Annotated in this window: 13 protein-coding genes; 3 read left to right on the top strand and 10 right to left on the bottom strand. The window is 61.1% G+C overall.

Annotation, left to right across the window (positions count from 1 at the left end):
- Positions 1–222 precede the first annotated feature (222 nt).
- From DOM41_RS12740 to DOM41_RS12730, 3 genes are read left to right on the top strand one after another with little or no spacing between them, the layout of a single operon-like run.
- Complete coding sequence (locus tag DOM41_RS12740; protein ID WP_245391837.1) at positions 223–1,596, top strand: paraquat-inducible protein A; 1,374 nt, start codon at positions 223–225, stop codon at positions 1,594–1,596.
- The gene (pqiB, locus tag DOM41_RS12735; RefSeq protein WP_110687237.1) at positions 1,589–3,286 is read left to right on the top strand and encodes an intermembrane transport protein PqiB; all 1,698 of its coding nucleotides are present in this window, start codon (positions 1,589–1,591) and stop codon (positions 3,284–3,286) included. Before DOM41_RS12740 ends, pqiB begins: the two co-directional genes overlap by 8 nt.
- Positions 3,283–3,882 carry a PqiC family protein gene (locus tag DOM41_RS12730; protein ID WP_223160991.1) on the top strand — a complete coding sequence of 200 codons (600 nt, stop codon included), beginning with the start codon at positions 3,283–3,285 and terminating at the stop codon, positions 3,880–3,882. The genes pqiB and DOM41_RS12730 overlap by 4 nt, the downstream gene beginning before the upstream one ends.
- 200 nt (positions 3,883–4,082) lie before the next feature.
- On the opposite strand, the gene DOM41_RS12725 is transcribed toward DOM41_RS12730, so the two are convergent.
- The 10 genes from DOM41_RS12725 to DOM41_RS12680 all read right to left on the bottom strand — a co-directional run bounded on the left by DOM41_RS12725 (position 4,083) and on the right by DOM41_RS12680 (position 16,052).
- Positions 4,083–4,781, bottom strand: a complete 699-nt coding sequence (locus DOM41_RS12725) for an RNA polymerase sigma factor FliA (protein WP_110687236.1) — start codon at positions 4,779–4,781, stop codon at positions 4,083–4,085.
- Between the two features lie 142 nt (positions 4,782–4,923).
- Complete coding sequence (locus DOM41_RS12720) at positions 4,924–5,364, bottom strand: flagellar protein FlhE (RefSeq protein ID WP_110687235.1); 441 nt, start codon at positions 5,362–5,364, stop codon at positions 4,924–4,926.
- Positions 5,361–7,445 (bottom strand): flagellar biosynthesis protein FlhA, encoded by a 2,085-nt coding sequence (flhA, locus tag DOM41_RS12715; protein ID WP_110687234.1) that lies wholly within the window; start codon positions 7,443–7,445, stop codon positions 5,361–5,363. The genes DOM41_RS12720 and flhA overlap by 4 nt, the downstream gene beginning before the upstream one ends.
- Positions 7,442–8,608: a flagellar biosynthesis protein FlhB gene (flhB, locus tag DOM41_RS12710; RefSeq protein WP_110687233.1), complete on the bottom strand. Its 1,167-nt coding sequence runs from the start codon at positions 8,606–8,608 to the stop codon at positions 7,442–7,444. The genes flhA and flhB overlap by 4 nt, the downstream gene beginning before the upstream one ends.
- Positions 8,609–8,871: 263 nt before the next feature.
- The gene (gene cheZ, locus DOM41_RS12705) at positions 8,872–9,537 is read right to left on the bottom strand and encodes a protein phosphatase CheZ (protein ID WP_110687232.1); all 666 of its coding nucleotides are present in this window, start codon (positions 9,535–9,537) and stop codon (positions 8,872–8,874) included.
- 19 nt (positions 9,538–9,556) lie between these two features.
- Positions 9,557–9,946, bottom strand: coding sequence for a chemotaxis response regulator CheY (cheY, locus tag DOM41_RS12700; protein WP_110687231.1), 390 nt, complete (start codon positions 9,944–9,946; stop codon positions 9,557–9,559).
- A 62-nt stretch (positions 9,947–10,008) separates the two neighbouring features.
- Positions 10,009–11,109: a protein-glutamate methylesterase/protein-glutamine glutaminase gene (locus DOM41_RS12695; RefSeq protein ID WP_110687627.1), complete on the bottom strand. Its 1,101-nt coding sequence runs from the start codon at positions 11,107–11,109 to the stop codon at positions 10,009–10,011.
- The gene (locus tag DOM41_RS12690; protein ID WP_245391835.1) at positions 11,109–12,023 is read right to left on the bottom strand and encodes a CheR family methyltransferase; all 915 of its coding nucleotides are present in this window, start codon (positions 12,021–12,023) and stop codon (positions 11,109–11,111) included. Before DOM41_RS12690 ends, DOM41_RS12695 begins: the two co-directional genes overlap by 1 nt.
- Positions 12,024–12,037: 14 nt before the next feature.
- Positions 12,038–14,215 (bottom strand): methyl-accepting chemotaxis protein, encoded by a 2,178-nt coding sequence (locus DOM41_RS12685; RefSeq protein WP_110687230.1) that lies wholly within the window; start codon positions 14,213–14,215, stop codon positions 12,038–12,040.
- 211 nt (positions 14,216–14,426) lie between these two features.
- Entirely contained in the window at positions 14,427–16,052 is a 1,626-nt protein-coding gene (locus tag DOM41_RS12680) for a methyl-accepting chemotaxis protein (RefSeq protein ID WP_110687229.1), read from the bottom strand.
- Positions 16,053–16,369: the final 317 nt, after the last annotated feature.

The raw sequence follows: 16,369 nt of genomic DNA, 5'->3' as shown, positions 1-16,369 counted from the left end.
CGGAATTTCCGCTTCAACCCCGCTTGCGGCCGTCATGGTGACCGACGGCCGACGCTGGACAATGGTGGTAGCCACGCCTGCATCCACCAACGCGATGGCGGCGTATCCCGCTGGTCGATGCAGTGGACTCTCTCGACACCACGGTCTCTTGGAAACATGCAAGAGTTCAGGGGCTCAGCTACCATGGCGCTTTGGAGGTCCCGCTTTTTCAAGGAAGCCCGCTTGCCCCCATCTGACGACCGCACTCATGCCAGCACGCCCGCTCGAACCGACGCCCAATTCCGTCGAACCCGCCGACGCCTACGTGCCTGTCAGGAGTGTGACCTGCTCGTTGCGCTGCCACCGCTGCGTGCTCACGAATGCGCGAAGTGCCCCCGCTGCGATCACACCCTGAGTCATCGACACTATCGGCCGGCGGAGCGCAGTCTCGCCCTGGCGATCACCGCTCTCATCGCCCTGGCGGCATCGGTGAGCTTCCCGTTCATACGCTTCGAGGCTCGGGGGATCAGCAACGCGATACAGCTGACCGATACCGCCAGCAGCCTGATCGGTTTCCGGGAGCCGTTCGTGGGCATTCTGGTCCTGCTTACCATCGTGGTGCTGCCGATCTTCTTCCTAAGTGCCGTTATCTGGCTACAGATCGGCCTGCTACGCCGCGCGCCGCTACCCCGCAGCCGTCAGATTGCGCGGGCACTCGCTCACCTGACCCCATGGATGATGGCCGACGTCTTCGTAATTGGCGCGCTGGTCAGCCTGATCAAGATCACCGGCATGGCGTCGGTAGAGCTCGGCCTCTCGTTCTGGTCGTTCTGCACCTTTGCCCTGCTGCTGCTGTGGACGACGCGCTCGCTGGATACGGACTGGATGTGGTTCTCGCTCGAAAGCGAGCCTCTGGCGCCGGCGGGATGCGAAACCGGCCGCCCGGCAGCGGAACAGGGGGTGACGGGGTGCCCCACCTGTGGTCTGGTCAATCGGCTCAGCCATTTTGGACGTGGCCGCTGTCTACGCTGTCGAGAAGCCCTTCGCTTTCGCGGCCCGCATAGCGTGCAGAAGACCTGGGCGCTACTGGTGGCCGCGGTCATCTTCTATATCCCGGCGAACGTCTACCCCATCATGAATACGGCCTCGCTAGGCAATGAGACGGCCTCGACCATCGTCGGCGGTGTGATGATCTTCATCGCTCACGGCGACTGGCCGATCGCCTTGATCATCTTCATCGCCAGCGTCGTGGTTCCCATCGGCAAGATGATCTCGCTGGCCTGGCTCTGTTTCGCGGTGAGGCGCCGCGACGGCGCAGATCGGCGCCACAAACGATTGAAACTCTATCGGATCACCGAGTTCATCGGCCGCTGGTCGATGATCGATGTCTTCGTGGTCGCGATTCTGGTCGCGCTGGTCCACGCCGGATCGCTGCTGTCGATCACACCCGGCCCCGGCGCGCTCGCCTTTGCCGCCGTGGTGGTTATCACCATGCTTGCAGCCAACACCTTCGATGCCAGACTGATCTGGGACAGCCGCGACATGCAGCCAAAGATGCCCGTAGCGCTCAAGCGCCACTCGCCCTACTCCCCCGTCAAGGAAGCCGAGGATGTCTGACTCGAAGACACCGGATGAAGCCCCACCGGAGTCGCCAATTGCGACCTCGATGCAGCGCGCCAAGCGTCTCTCACGATCCCGGCTGTCGCCGATCTGGATCGTGCCCCTGCTCGCCGCCCTGATCGGCGCCTGGATGGTATGGGACAACTTCTCCAGCCGTGGGCCACTGATCCACCTCAACATGAACAGCGCCGAGGGGATCGAAGCGGGCAAGACACAGATCAAGACACGCAATGTCGATGTCGGTCGGGTCGAGGCAGTGCGTCTTTCAGACGATCTCTCTCACACCGTGGTCACGGCGCGCATGGACAGCGACGCCGAACGCATGCTCAACGAGGAGACGCGTTTCTGGGTGGTCAAACCGCGCATCGGCCGTGAGGGCATCAGCGGGCTGAACACAGTCCTGTCCGGTGCCTACATCCAGCTGGCACCCGGCAGCGCCGAGTCCTTCCAGGATACTTTCGACGTGCTCGAACAGCCACCGGTCGCGCCGCCGGACGCACCGGGTCTGCGCATCAATCTGGTCAGCCAGGTGGGTAACTCCCTCAGCGCCGGCGACCCTGTGACCTATCAGGGCTACACCGTCGGCCGCGTCGAAAGCACCGAATTCGACCCCGACGACAAGGAGATGCGTCACCGCATCTTCATTCAGGCACCCTATGACACGCTGGTCTCGGACACCACGCGGTTCTGGAGTTCGTCAGGTATCGATCTGCAACTGAATTCCGAAGGGGTCAACGTGAATCTCGACTCCTTCGAAACGCTGATCAGCGGCGGGGTGACGTTTGGCGTGCCCGAGGATATCTCCTCCGGCAATCCGGCCAGACAGAATGCGACCTATACCCTCTACAACAATGAAGAGGCGGCCCGTGAAGGCACGTATGATCAGTACATCGAGTACGTGCTGCTGGTCGACGATACCGTTCGTGGTCTCAGTCGAGGTGCCCCGGTCGAATACCGTGGCGTGAGACTCGGCACGGTCGTGGCAGTGCCGTGGCACTTCACGGCACCGCAACCGGACACGCTGGCGGAGTTCGCGATTCCCGTGTTGATTCGCATCGAGCCGCAACGGCTCGAGAGCGATGCCGATGTCAACGAGGAGATCGACGACCATGACGTGCATGAACGGTTCGAGCAGATGTTCGATGAGTACGGTCTTCGCGCGACGCTCAAGGCAGGCAACCTGCTGACGGGCGCCCTCTTCGTCGATCTCAGTTTCAACGACGACGTGGCACCCTACGAGCCCGTGCAGTTCGACGGCAAAAATGTTTTCCCCACCATCTCGGGCGGCTTCGCGCAGATCGAGCAGAAGGTCTCGAGCCTGCTCGACAAGCTCAATGGCCTCGAGGTGGAACCGATTCTCAACGGCCTTAACGAGACGCTGCAGACGTCGCAGCAGACCCTGGATCAGGTGCGCGACATCGCCGAGTCGATCAACTCGCTGGTTTCGGATCCTGCCACACAGTCTCTGCCAAGCAGCGTCAACGATACGCTGGAAGAGCTTCAGCGCACGCTCAACGGCTTCTCGTCGGGCTCCAGCAGCTACCGACAGCTCAATGACACCCTCGAGCAACTCGAGGTACTGATGCGCGATCTTCAACCCGTCGCACGCACCTTGAGCGAAAAACCCAACGCCCTGATTTTCAACCGCGAAGTGCAGACCGATCCCATGCCGAGGGCCGCGCAATGATGACATCGACTGTCTGGCGCCGAACCGGCGCCGCCGTATTATTCACGCTGGGTACGCTGGCCCTGGCGGGTTGCGCCAGCCAATCAACGCCATCGAGCCGCTATACGTTGCCGGAAGCGCCGGGATCATCTGCCGGGGCGGTCGATGCATCCGACGCCGCACTGGTCATTCGCCCGGTTCAGGTAGCGAGCTACCTGAACCAGGAGGGTATCGTCATGCAGTTGAGCGATATCGAGCTCAACGCCGCCAATCAAAACCTGTGGGCTGAGCCACTGGGAAAACAACTGACTCGACGACTGGGACAGTCCCTCTCCAGCCGTTTGGCGGGCACCACGGTCGTGGCAGCGGGCCAGTCCGTCCCCGGTGCCGTAGAGCTCAGTGTCAGCGTCGAGCGTTTTCAGGGACGCTACGACGGCGAGGCCGTCGCGGCAGGAGAATGGCAGCTATTTGACGAGGGTCGGCTGATCGCCCAGCGTGAGTTCAACGTCACCCGGCCGTTGACCGCGGATGGTTATCCGGCGCTGGTGCGAACCCTGGGCGATGCCTGGCGTGAGGTCGCCAACGAGATCGCCCAGGGCGTGGAGCAAGCGCGCTAGTCAAACTGTGAGCGCGGGCGCTGTCGATGCCGCGCGTCGCGCCGCTAACTCGAGGTCGGGTGGGACGAGCTGGCGCCGTCCAAGGTGGAGCCCGCCACTCGCGGGGCGCGGGAGACACATGAAATGGCCGCNNTCGCGGCCATTTCATCGGTAGGCAGAGCGCAGCGCCTGGACGACGCGGCGCGCCCCCTTGCATTCAATCAAGCAGTCAAACGGGCACGAAGTCGGGTCACGGCCTGACTGTGGAGCTGGCAGACGCGAGACTCGCTGACACCGAGTACCGCACCGATCTCCTTGAGATTGAGCTCCTCCTGATAGTAGAGGCCGAGAAGTAATTTCTCTCGCTCGGGTAGCGCGTCGATCGCTGTCATCAGCTGTGCGCGATTGTCGCCGTCGAGCAACGCTTCCAGCGGCGACGGCGGTCCGCCCTCGCTGACGGCACCAACACCGTTTTCGCTGTCGCTCTCATCGTAGTTGAGCAGAAAACCGTTGTTCGCATCGGCCAGCAGCTTGTGATACTCGGCCTGCGATATGCCCATTTCCGATGCAATCTCGCGCTCGTCCGGCGCTCGCCCATACTCTTGTTCCAGCCGACGTACCGCCTGATCCAGCGATCTCGCGCTGCGCCTTACACTTCGCGGCATCCAATCACGGCTTCTCAGCTCATCGATCATCGCGCCGCGAATACGCTGATTCGCGTAGGTCGAGAACATCGCGCCATGCGCGTCGTCGTAACGGCCCATAGCGTCGAGTAGCCCCAACATGCCGGCTTGGATCAGATCGTCGAGTTCGACGCTCGCAGGTAAACGAACCTGTAAGGAGAGCGCGTGACGCCTGACCATCGGCATGTACTGCTCAATCAATGCACGCTGATCGACCTTGCCCTGTGCCGTATACATCGAATCGCCTCATGTCGTGTCGAAGTGGTCCTAGCGGACCACTGCCATGTCACCCATTATGCGCAGCTCCGGTCGTAGCAAGCGGTCAAACTCTCGCCCTGCAGACCCGCATTTCGGCATTTTGTCGGCCAGAGCCGACGTGTCAGGCGTCATAGTCGACGATCACTTGCCCACGGGTGATGCTGACACGTCCCGTGGCCCCGTGCGTCGACGGATACCAGAATCGAAACCGCAGTTCGTCAGCCACCGAGTGCCCTTGAAAGCGTGTCGTCGATCCGCTGCTAGCCGGTAGCGGCACGCAAAGACTTCCCTGGCAGAGCCAGGCTCTGAGTGGCACGTCGGCGCCTTCGACGGCAAATGACCAGTGCACGCGCGTGATCTTGCCATCGCCGATCTGACCAGACTTTTCGAGCGGTCGGTCACGCAGTGGCGCGTCGCTCGCCGGGACGCTCTGATGAGGCAGCGTTGCGACCCAACTACCGCCAGCGGCGTAGGCGGGCAAACCGGCAAGGAGCGAAAGGCCGAGTGTCAGGCCAACGGCACCCGACAGCCAGGCGGAGACTCTCCTGCCGGATTGCCTCAAGAGAGGCCGCCGATGGAGGTCGTTACCCGCAACTGCCGATCATCCGGTATCTCGGCCTGCGACAGCACGACGAGCGATTTGAGCTGGCGGCGAAGGAAGCGTGCCAGCAGCGGACGCAGCGCGTGCTGCACTACGAGTACCGTGGGCTCGTCGCGACTCTGCTGACGCTCAACCGCCGAGGCGGACTGCTGCATCAGGGTTTCGGCCAGTCCCGGCTCCATCGCACCGCCGTTGTTGAGCGCCTGGCTCAGCACCTGCTCCAGTCGGGGTTCGAGCCCGATCACATGCATCGGCTCACGCCCCGGGAACCACTGCTGCGTGATCGCCCTGCCCAGCGCCACCCGCACGATGGCGGTCAACTCGCTCGGGTCATTCTGCTGTGGCGCGTACTCCGCCAGCACATCAAGCACCGTCTGCATATCGCGAATCGGCACATCCTCTTCCAGCAGGTTCTGCAGGATACGTTGAAGCGCGGTCAGCGAGAGCAATTTGGGCACGACGTCCTCGACGAGGGATTTCTGCTTCTCACTCACCTTGTCAAGCAGCTGCTGAACTTCCGCCCGACCCAGCATGTCGCCGGCGTTTTCATGCAGCAGATGGTTGAGATGGGTGGCGATCACCGTACTCGCGTCCACTACGGTGTAGCCATAGATCTGAGCGCGTTCGCGCTGAGCCGTCTCTATCCACCAGGCATTCAGGCCGAATGCAGGATCCTGTGTCGGTGTGCCATCGACCGCCCCCGACACCTGGCCAGGATCGATCGCCAGCCATTTGCCCGGATAGGCCTCGGCGCGCCCGACCTCCACGCCCTTGAGCGTGATCACGTAAACGTTGGGGCTGAGCTCCAAGTTGTCGCGGATATGCACCACCGCCGGCAGGAAGCCAATGTCCTGGGCAAACTTCTTGCGCACACTCTTGATTCGCCCGAGAAGCTCTCCCTGTTGACGCTGATCCACCAGCGGAATGAGCCGGTGACCGACCTCGAGCCCGAGCGTATCGACGAGCTGAACGTCGTCCCAACTCGCCTCCGGGGTCTCCTGAACCGCCGTGGGCGCTTGCTCCTCGACGCTCTGAACCGCCTGTTCCTGCTGACGCCTGGACAGCCACCAGCCGAGCCCGCCGAGTGCGGAGGCAAACAGCAGAAAGACGAAGTTGGGCATGCCGGGGATCATGCCGAGCAGTGCCATGACCCCTGCGGCGAGATACATGACACGAGCATTGTTGAAAAGCTGACTGAGAAGCTGCTGGCCCACGTCCTGGTCAGTGTTGACGCGTGAAACGGTGACGCCGGCGGCCGTTGAAATCACCAGGCCCGGGATCTGCGCGACCAGACCGTCGCCGATGGTCAGCAAGGTATAAGTGCGCGCGGCGTCACCAAATGGCATACCGTGCTGAATGATCCCGATCATCAAGCCGCCGATCAGGTTGATGACCATGATCAACAGTCCCGCCATGGCGTCGCCGCGGACGAACTTGCTCGCGCCGTCCATGGAGCCGTAGAACTCGGACTCCTGGTTGAGCTCCAGACGCCGAATGCGCGCCTGGTCCTCACCAATGAGGCCGGCGTTGAGATCGGCGTCGATCGCCATCTGTTTGCCGGGCATCGAGTCGAGCATGAATCGCGCGCCCACTTCGGCGATACGCCCGGCGCCCTTGGTAATGACCATGAAGTTGATGACGACCAGGATCAAAAAGACCACCAGGCCTACCGCAAAATTGCCGCCGATCAGAAACGCCCCGAACGCTTCGATCACCTTACCGGCCGCGTCGCCCCCCTCGTGCCCTTCCATCAGCACGACGCGGGTAGAGGCGACGTTGAGCGACAGGCGTAGGAGGGTCGAGAACAGCAGCACGGCGGGGAAAGCCGCAAAATCGAGCGGTTTCTGGGTGAACATGCTCACCAGCAGCACCATGATCGACAGGGCAATGTTGAAGGTGAAGAACATGTCCAGCGCAAACGGCGGCAGCGGCAGGATCATCATGGTGAGGATCATGAGGATCAGCACCGGTCCCGCCAGCACCTTCATCTGCGTGTCACTGGCCCAGCTCTGGCGCCCGAACCACTGAGTGAGTGCGTTCATTCACTTTCCTTGGAGTCGATATCGCCACCGGCTTCGTCAAGCTCGGTTGGCACGGGGAGATCTTGCGGGGTCGGCGGCACGTCGCCTCCTTCGTTCTCGACCTCTTTGAGACGGAATGCCCACGCCAGCACTTCGGCGACAGCCGTATAGAGCGCCGCGGGGATTTCATGGTCGAGGTCGACATGACGGTGAAGCGCTCGCGCCAGCGGCGGCGCTTCCAGCCGCGGAATATTGTTTTCATCACCGATTTCGCGAATACGCGCGGCAACTTCGTCGGCGCCTTTTGCCACCACGCGGGGCGCCGCTACGGACGTCTGGTCGTAGCAGAGCGCAACGGCATAGTGGGTCGGGTTGGTCACAATGACGTCCGCTTCAGGCACTTTGCTCATCATGCGCCGACGTGCCATGGCCTGCTGCTGCGAGCGAATGCGCCCTTTGACGTGCGGGTCGCCCTCGCTCTCCTTGTGCTCCTGACGGATATCTTCCTTGCTCATGCGCAACTTCTTGGCATGGCTCCAGAGCTGATAAGGCACATCGATCATCACGACGAAGATCATGGACATCGCAATCAGCGCACAGCCGATGGCTGTGATACGCATCGCTGTCGCCAGCGCCTGAGACAGTGACATCTCCATCAGGCTGATGAGCGTGTCGCGCTTGGACATCAGATAAATGACGCCGACGCCCCCGACGAGAACCGACTTCGCGATCGCCTTGCCCAGCTCCGCCAGTGCCTGGGACGAAAACATTCGCTTGAGCCCCTTGAAGGGATTGAGCTTACCAATCTGAGGCTTCATCGACTTGGCTGACATCAGCCAACCGCCAAGCAAAAGCGGACCGAGCATGGCGGCAACGGCAAACAACGCGAATAGCGGGATCAGCGCAAACAGCGCTTTTTCGCCAAGCGTCCAGACGTGACTGAGCATGCGCGAGCTATCGAAGGCCATACTACGATCGAACAGAAAGGCCTGCTCCATCACGCCACCCAACTCGCCGTAGAGCGTGCTGCCGGTAAGCCAGAGTCCAAAGACACCGCTGACCAGCAGCAGAAAAGTGGCAAGCTCGCGAGAGCGCGCGATCTGACCCTCTTCACGCGCCTTTTCCAGGCGCCGAGGTGTCGCGGGTTCGGTCTTTTCCTGATCGCTATCGTTCTGCTCGGCCAAGCATCGTCTCCGGCGCGTAATGCGGCATCTCGCTTGGCCGACATTCTGCGCAGACGTCACCGACGTCAAAGGCACGAACAACAGGATTTAGAGAGGGTTATTCAAAGCGCGACGGCAATGCGCCCTTTCAAGGACGCGTTGAAACCCTTCGCGGGGGAGGATAAATCCATCTTGGCCGTCTCGAACGAGACAGCCGCTAGGGACGACCGCCGGTGTCGCTATTGTCTAGCCGGCGGCTAGGAGGCGCTGCGGGGAGGCCAGGTTCAGAACCCGAGACTGTCGAGCAGATCGTCGACCTGATCCTGGTTGCTCACGACGTCCGCGGCCTGAGGATTGATCTGGGGGCCATTGAGTAGCGATGACTTGCCATCGGCGTCCTTGGGGCTCTCACGCCGCTCGCTCGGCTCGGGCGCGTTATCGATCAGCACTTGCAGCAGCTGCTGTTCGATCTCGCGGATCACGTCCATCATGCGCTTGATGACCTGCCCCGTCAGATCCTGGAAATCCTGAGCCATCATGATCTCCAGCAACTGCGTGCTGGTGGCTCCCGTCTGCTCGGGCACTGTCTGCAGGTACTGACGGGTATCGCTGACAAGTGCCTTGGCCTCGTCGAGCGCCTTGGGCTCGGCAAACCACTCATCCCAACGCTGATCGAGTGCCTTGGCTTCGCTCTCGAGCGCATTCTGGATCGGCTGTGCACGATCGATGGCATTGAGCGAGCGCTCGGCGGCCTTCTCGGTCATCGAGGCGACGTAACTCAGTCGATCACGGGCATCGGGAATCGCCTGGGCGGCTTTCTCGACTTCCTTGTCGAGCCCGAGCTCGCGCATGTTCTCTCGCAGCATCCGGGTCAGGTTGCCAATCCGACGAATGAGATCGTCGGAGGCTGGAGCCTCCGGGGCACTGGCTTGAGTGTTGGCAACGCTCATGATCTAGCCTCCGCAGGCTTTATTTACCCAGTTTCTCGAAAATCTTGTTGAGTTTCTCTTCGAGGGTAGCGGCCGTGAATGGTTTGACCACGTAGCCGTTCGCACCCGCTTGCGCGGCGGCGATGATGTTCTCTTTTTTCGCCTCGGCCGTGACCATCAATACCGGGAGAGAAGAGAGTCCGTCTTCCTGACGAATGATCTTGAGCATCTCGAGCCCGTCGAGGTTGGGCATGTTCCAGTCAGATACCACGAACTCGAAACCACCGGCGCGCAGTTTGGTCAGTGCCTCCTGACCGTCCTCAGCTTCCTCGACGTTCTCGAAGCCAAGCTCCTTAAGCAGACTTCGCACGATCCGACGCATCGTCGGAAAGTCGTCTACCACCAGAATGCGCATGTTCTTGTCAGCCATGGGGTCTTTCATCCTTCGAGATTTGGGCGTTGCCCTGTTTATCGGCAGCGCGACGGGCAGCTTTAAACACGCTGGGCGCGACCCGATGAATGCATTTGCTGGACCAGGTGACCAGCGATCTCTGTCAGCGGCACGACGCTCTCGGCGCCGCCGAGGGCAATCGCCTCCTTGGGCATGCCGAAAACGACACAGGTGGCTTCGTCCTGGGCCACCGTATGGGCGCCGGCTTTGCGCATTTCCACAAGCCCCGCGGCACCGTCCTTGCCCATACCAGTGAGAATCACGCCCAGTGCGTTACGCCCGGCGCAACTCGCCGCGGAGCTGAACAGCACGTCCACCGACGGTCGATGGCGATTGACCGGCGCGCTGGCATCGAGCGCAATAACGTAGTTGGCGCCGGAGCGCTGCAAGCGCATGTGCCAGTCCCCGGGCGCAATGTAGACGTGACCCGGCAACACGCGCTCGTTGTGCTCGGCCTCCTTGACGCGCATACGGCAGAGACGGTCGAGCCTTTCCGCGAAGGAGTGCGTGAAGCCGCTTGGCATATGCTGGGTGATCAGGATCGCCGGACTGTTGGACGGTAACGGCTCCAGCACCTGGCGAATCGCTTCCGTGCCGCCGGTCGACGCCCCAATGATGATGATCTTCTCACTCGAGAGGATCGGGGCTTTCAATCGCTCTTCCGGCACGCGGTTCTCGGGACTTCCGCCCCCCTGTCGCTTCGGCCGAGACTGGGCGGCGGCGCGAATCTTGTCGGCGATGGTATTCGCGTATTCCAACATACCGTCGCGAATGCCGACTTCGGGTTTGGCAACGAAATCGACCGCGCCGAGTTCAAGCGCCCGCAGCGTAATTTCCGAGCCGCGCTGTGTCAGCGAAGATACCATGAGCACCGGCATCGGCCGAAGTCGCATCAGGCGCTCGAGAAAGTCGAGGCCATCCATCCGCGGCATCTCGACATCGAGAGTGAGCACGTCCGGATTATGTTGCTTGATCAAATCCCGCGCCACGAGAGGATCAGGCGCGGTCGCCACCACGGTGAGGTCCGGCTGGGCGTTAATGATCTTGGTCATCAGATCGCGGATCAAGGCCGAGTCGTCGACGCATAGCACTTTGATCTTCGGCTTACCGGAAGACTGGGTGGCACCAGCTGAGGTCGAGATCACTTTGTCGGGCCTCCACGCGCGGAATCCGATACAGCACGAGCCGTCGGTGACGACGACGCCAGCGTGTAAACGGTTTGGCCTTTCAAGCGAAAGACCTGATTGAGAAACGAGAAGTTCTCCGAGTGCCCGGCAAACAGCAAGCCATCGGGTTTGAGTTGCCCGGCGAAACGACCAAGAATGTCACTTTGGGTGGTTTTGTCGAAGTAGATCATCACGTTGCGACAGAAAATGACATCGAAGGGGCCGTTGATTGACCAGGAATTCGTTACCAGATTGAGGTTCCGAAAATCGATCATGGCCGCCAACTCCGGGCGGACCCGCGCCTTACCCTGACGCGAACCGCTACCCCGCTGGAAAAATCGTCGACACCGAGCCTCATCGAGCTTCTCGACACTTTCGAGTGAGTAGACACCCTGGCGAGCCGTCGCCAACGCCTCGGTATCGATATCCGTTGCCAGGATTTTGACCGACGCGGCGGCGGCGGCACCCAGTGTCTCCTGCACGGTCATCGCCAGCGAATAGGGCTCCTCACCCGTTGACGCGCCGGCACACCAAATCTTGATACTGGTCCCTCGACGACGGATCTCCTCGGCCAGCATGGGAAAATGGTGCGCTTCCCGGAAAAATGCCGTGAGGTTGGTCGTCAGCGCATTGGTGAATGCTTCCCACTCGTCGGAGCTGGGATTGGCATTCAGGCTGGCGAGATAGTCGCTGAAGCGCGTCATCTCATACAGGCGCAGCCGCTTCGCTAACCGACTGTAGACCATCTCGCGCTTGTTATCGGCCATCACGATCCCGGCGCGCCGATAGATCAGCTCCCGGATGCGTTCGAAGTCCTGCGTGGTGAACTCGATATCCCGAGCGAAAGGGGTACCTGACTGGTTAAAACCGCTATGAGTGTTCGCGGGCACTACGCCGGTGTCGTTCAAAATGATTCCCACTCTTGGTTATCGCCGCTGAGGACTCGGCGGGAGGTTGGCATAGCTTCGGGTGCCGCCGCTGGCGAGAGGCTGCGCGGTGGCGCGGATTGATCCGAGGCGGATTGTTTGGGCGTACTGGTCTGACGGGTAATACGTTCGGGCCCTGCGCCGGGAAGGCGGAAGACAGCAATAGAGCTCGACAGGTGATCAACACTCGCGCGAAGTTCGGCTGCCGACGATGCCGTGGTCTGGACGCGTTCGGCGTTCTGCTGTGTCACTTCGTCCATCTGAGAGATCGCCTGACCAATCTGCTCGATACCACTGGTCTGTTCCTCGGAGGCAGCGGATATCTCATTGATGATGTCGTTCACGCGAGTCACTGCGTTGACCACTTCTTCGATCGATCCCTCAGCATGACGTACCAGATCGGCCCCGTGGCCGACTTCCTGCGTCGAGCTATCGATCAGATCGCGAATTTCCTTGGCCGCGTCGGAGCTTCGGCTGGCCAGATTGCGCACCTCTCCAGCGACGACGGCGAACCCTCGACCCTGCTCCCCGGCGCGGGCTGCCTCGACCGAGGCGTTAAGCGCCAGAATATTGGTTTGAAAAGCGATCGAATCGATGACTCCGATGATGTCAGCCACCTTGCGCGAGCTATCCGTAATTCGCGTCATGGTATCGACAACCTGCCCCATCGCATCGCCGCTACGCCGAACGGTCTCCGTGGCACCGTCAGCTAGCCGGCTTGCCTGACGGGCATTGTCGGCGTTCTGCTTAACCGTCGCTGTCATCTGTTCCATGCTGCTGGCAGTCTCGGCCAGCGATGCCGCCTGCTGCTCGGTGCGCGAGGAGAGGTCCTCGTTACCGCTGGCGATATCTCGTGTCGCGGGCTTGACCACGTTCACGTTGGCATTCACGTCGCCAACAATGTTACCGAGGCTCTGGCGCATGCGATTCAGGGCCTGGGTCAGGCGCCCGACTTCATCGTTCCCCCCTTGCTTGAGCGTCGCGCCCAAGTTGCCGGAGGCAATCTGCTGCGTGAAATCCAGCGCCTCACGAACCGGTTTGAGCGTTGCCCGAATCGTCGCCCACCCCAGTAACAGCAGCGCCAGCGCACCCACCCCAAGCAGCACCGCCAGAATGTAAGTGGCATGGGTCTGAGACTGCTCGGCCTCGGCCGTTAGCGCCAAACTGGCCGTTTGCTCTTGGTTCACGACCTCGTTGAGGGCGGCACTGAGTGCATCGGCGCCAGCCAGCAGCACCTCGTTGTAGGCCACGTACGAGGCGTAGAAATCGCCCTCATTGAGGGCCTGCATCGCCGCGCCAACACCATCGACGCGGTAGCGCTCAAGTTCTTCGTCCAGTGTATTGGCGGCCGGACGCTGGTTACCGGGCCGACCGTCGTAGTACGCCGCCCAGGTCGACTGTAGCTTCTCCAGAAGCTCATCGATCGCCGCGTTGATAGGTTCCAGATCCGCGGCCATCGGGTTACCCACCGGCTTTTCGAGCAACGAGCGCCCGCGAGACGTCAGCTGATCGATCTGTTGCAACCGCGCGATATCCTCGATGCCACCGACGGTCAAGCGTTCCAGCAACTCCCCATCCTTGTGCAGGATATGCAATGACACGGCGCCGCTGGCGGCCAGGATGACCAGCGCCAATGCGACCATGCTGACGAGCCGTCCTTTGAGCGTACGAAAGCTCAGTCGCTTCGCCGCTGCGAGCGGCCCCCTACGGACGAGCCTACCCCGCTCCAATCTCGCCCCTGCGCGACGACCGGCCTGCATCTTCGGGTACCACGCTTCGGCGAGCTTTCTCTCCGCCACCGATGGCTTGACTCGGACGGAGGTGAAGCCAGCAATCTCGCCATTATCGAGGATCGGCGTGACGGTCGATTGCACCCAGTAGTAACTGCCATCCTTGCGCCGGTTCTTAATGATCCCGGTCCAGCTATCTCCCGCCTTCAGCGTCGACCATAGGTTCTGAAACGCCGCCCTTGGCATATCCGGATGACGTACCAGGTTGTGCGGTGAACCGATAAGCTCTTCACGGCTGAACCCACTGGTCTCGATGAACTGGGGGTTGGCATAGGTGATATAGCCTTCGAGATCCGTCCGAGAGATCAGATAGTCATCCTCTTTCAGACTGTACTCTTGGTCGTTCACCGGCTGATTGTTACGCATGGCGGTTCCTAGTGGTGGTATCCCTAGTCTTGTCAGGCCTGCTGGCGTTTTTCATTCGCCAGGCGAGGCCATTTCTCAACAAATTATCGGCTAAGGTGCTTTAGACTTGAGCCGTAGCGGACGCGCCTGACGGTAGCTTCACCGTTCACCGCCCCTCGCCACGCCACTTCGCCCACTCCTCCATGCGCCTTCAGGCATCCCCCAAGGACTTTCAGCTTTCCTGAAGCTGGCGCTGCTTGGCTTCCGGCTGCCAAGCCTGGTAACCACCGCGCTTAACCACTTCATTACTGTCGATTCGATAGATATCCAGCGCCTGTTCCAGCCGCTTCGACTGAGTGACAAGAGACTGCGAGGCATTGGCTGTCTGCTGCACCAATGCCGCGTTTTGGCCGGTGACCTCATCCAACTGCGCAATCGCCTGATTGACCTGCTCAATACCGCTGCGCTGTTCGCGCGACGCATTCGCGATCTCATCCATCAGGGAGCTGACGCCGGCAACAGATTCGACGATTTCCGACATCGCACGTCCCACTCTCCCCACCAGTGTCGCGCCGCCTTCCACTTGCTCACTCGAACGGGTGATGAGCGTGCGAATCTCACGTGAGGCGTCGGCGCTGCGGCTGGCGAGGTGCCGGACCTCTTCTGCGACGACCGCGAAGCCGCGTCCGGCAGCCCCGGCTCGGGCGGCCTCGACGGACGCGTTAAGCGCCAGAATATTGGTCTGAAAGGCGATGTTATCGATCATGTCGACGATCTCCCCCATCTCCCTCGAACTCTGCTGGATCTGGGTCATCGTCGACTCGACTTCGTGCATCATCTCGCCGCCGTGGTGAGCGCGGTCACGCGTCTGATTAGCAGCTTGGGTGGCAGCCTCAGCGTTGTCGGCATTGTGACGCACCGTCTGAGTCAACTGCTCCATGCTAGAGGCCGTCTCGACGATAGCCGCTGACTGCTGGTCGGTGCGAACCGCGAGGTCCTGATTACCGGTGGAGATCTGGTCGGCTCCGACGTTGACCCACTCCGCGCTTGCGCGAACGTCAGCCAGGGTCGAGGCAAGACGCCCTCGCATGCTCTCGATCGCAAACAACAGGCTGGCATCGTCACGATGGTTAAGTATCAGGGGCTTCGAGAAATCGCCCTCGGCAATGCGCTGGACATCCACTCGTGCCTGACCTGGATCGCCACCGACACGCTTGAGAACGTCACGAATCACAAAGGCAACGACCAGCGACAGCACGCCGCCAATCACACCGATCAGGGCAAGATAGGTCAGCATTCCACTGAGCAGCATCGCATCGATGTCATCGATGTAGACCCCAGTCGCCAGCTGCCAGTCCCACTGCGGAACACGAGTGACATAGCTCATTTTCTCGAACATTTCCGAGCCTTCACTGCGCGTCGACACGTAGCGCACCGTGCCCTCACCCCGCTCGTTCGCGACGGCCAACATGTCGCGATAAAGGTAGGTGCCCTCAGGGTCCTGGTAGTCGCGCATCGACGTCCCGGCATCGCGCCGAGGATGCCCAACGATGTTCAGCGCCGAATCGAAGACGAAGATGTAACCGTCGCTGCCGAAATTCAGATTGGTGATATCAGTGAGCGCCTGCGCCTTGGCCTGCTCGACAGTCATCTCACCGGACTCTGCACGCGTGATATAGCTCTCGACGAGTTGCTTGGCGCTGCCGATGAAATACTCGAGACTCTGCCGCTTCTGCTCGAGCAGATTGTCCCGCATTGAATAAAGAGACCAACTTGCGACCAAAATGAGACCAATCCACATCAGAACGAGTGTGGTCCAGAGCTTGCGACGCATGGTCCAATTTCGAAATGAGAGCATGTGAGAGATTCCGACTCGAGTGAGCGGTGTCGCCAGCCGGCACCGCGATACCAGGGACTCAACTTGACTCCCTGTCCATGGATCTATCGGCCGAAAGGGGAAACACAAGAGAGCCGTACGACTAAATAGCTAAAGAAAAGTTAGAGAAGCCAAGGCTGAGAGCGGCAGGCGTTGGCCTGGCTGATCACGGCGTGCGCCACGGAGTCGCCCGTAGCGTGGTTAGCTGGCGCGACAAGCTCGCCCCGTCGTCGCCCCCCGACAAAGAAAAACGCCGCGGCAAAGGCCGCGGCGTTTTCATCTAACGACTTGCTGAGGCG

Origin of the sequence: Salinicola aestuarinus, from assembly GCF_003206645.1 — a bacterium.
Taxonomy (GTDB): Bacteria; Pseudomonadota; Gammaproteobacteria; order Pseudomonadales; family Halomonadaceae; genus Salinicola; species Salinicola aestuarinus.
This window is presented reverse-complemented; position numbering and strand designations above follow the sequence as displayed.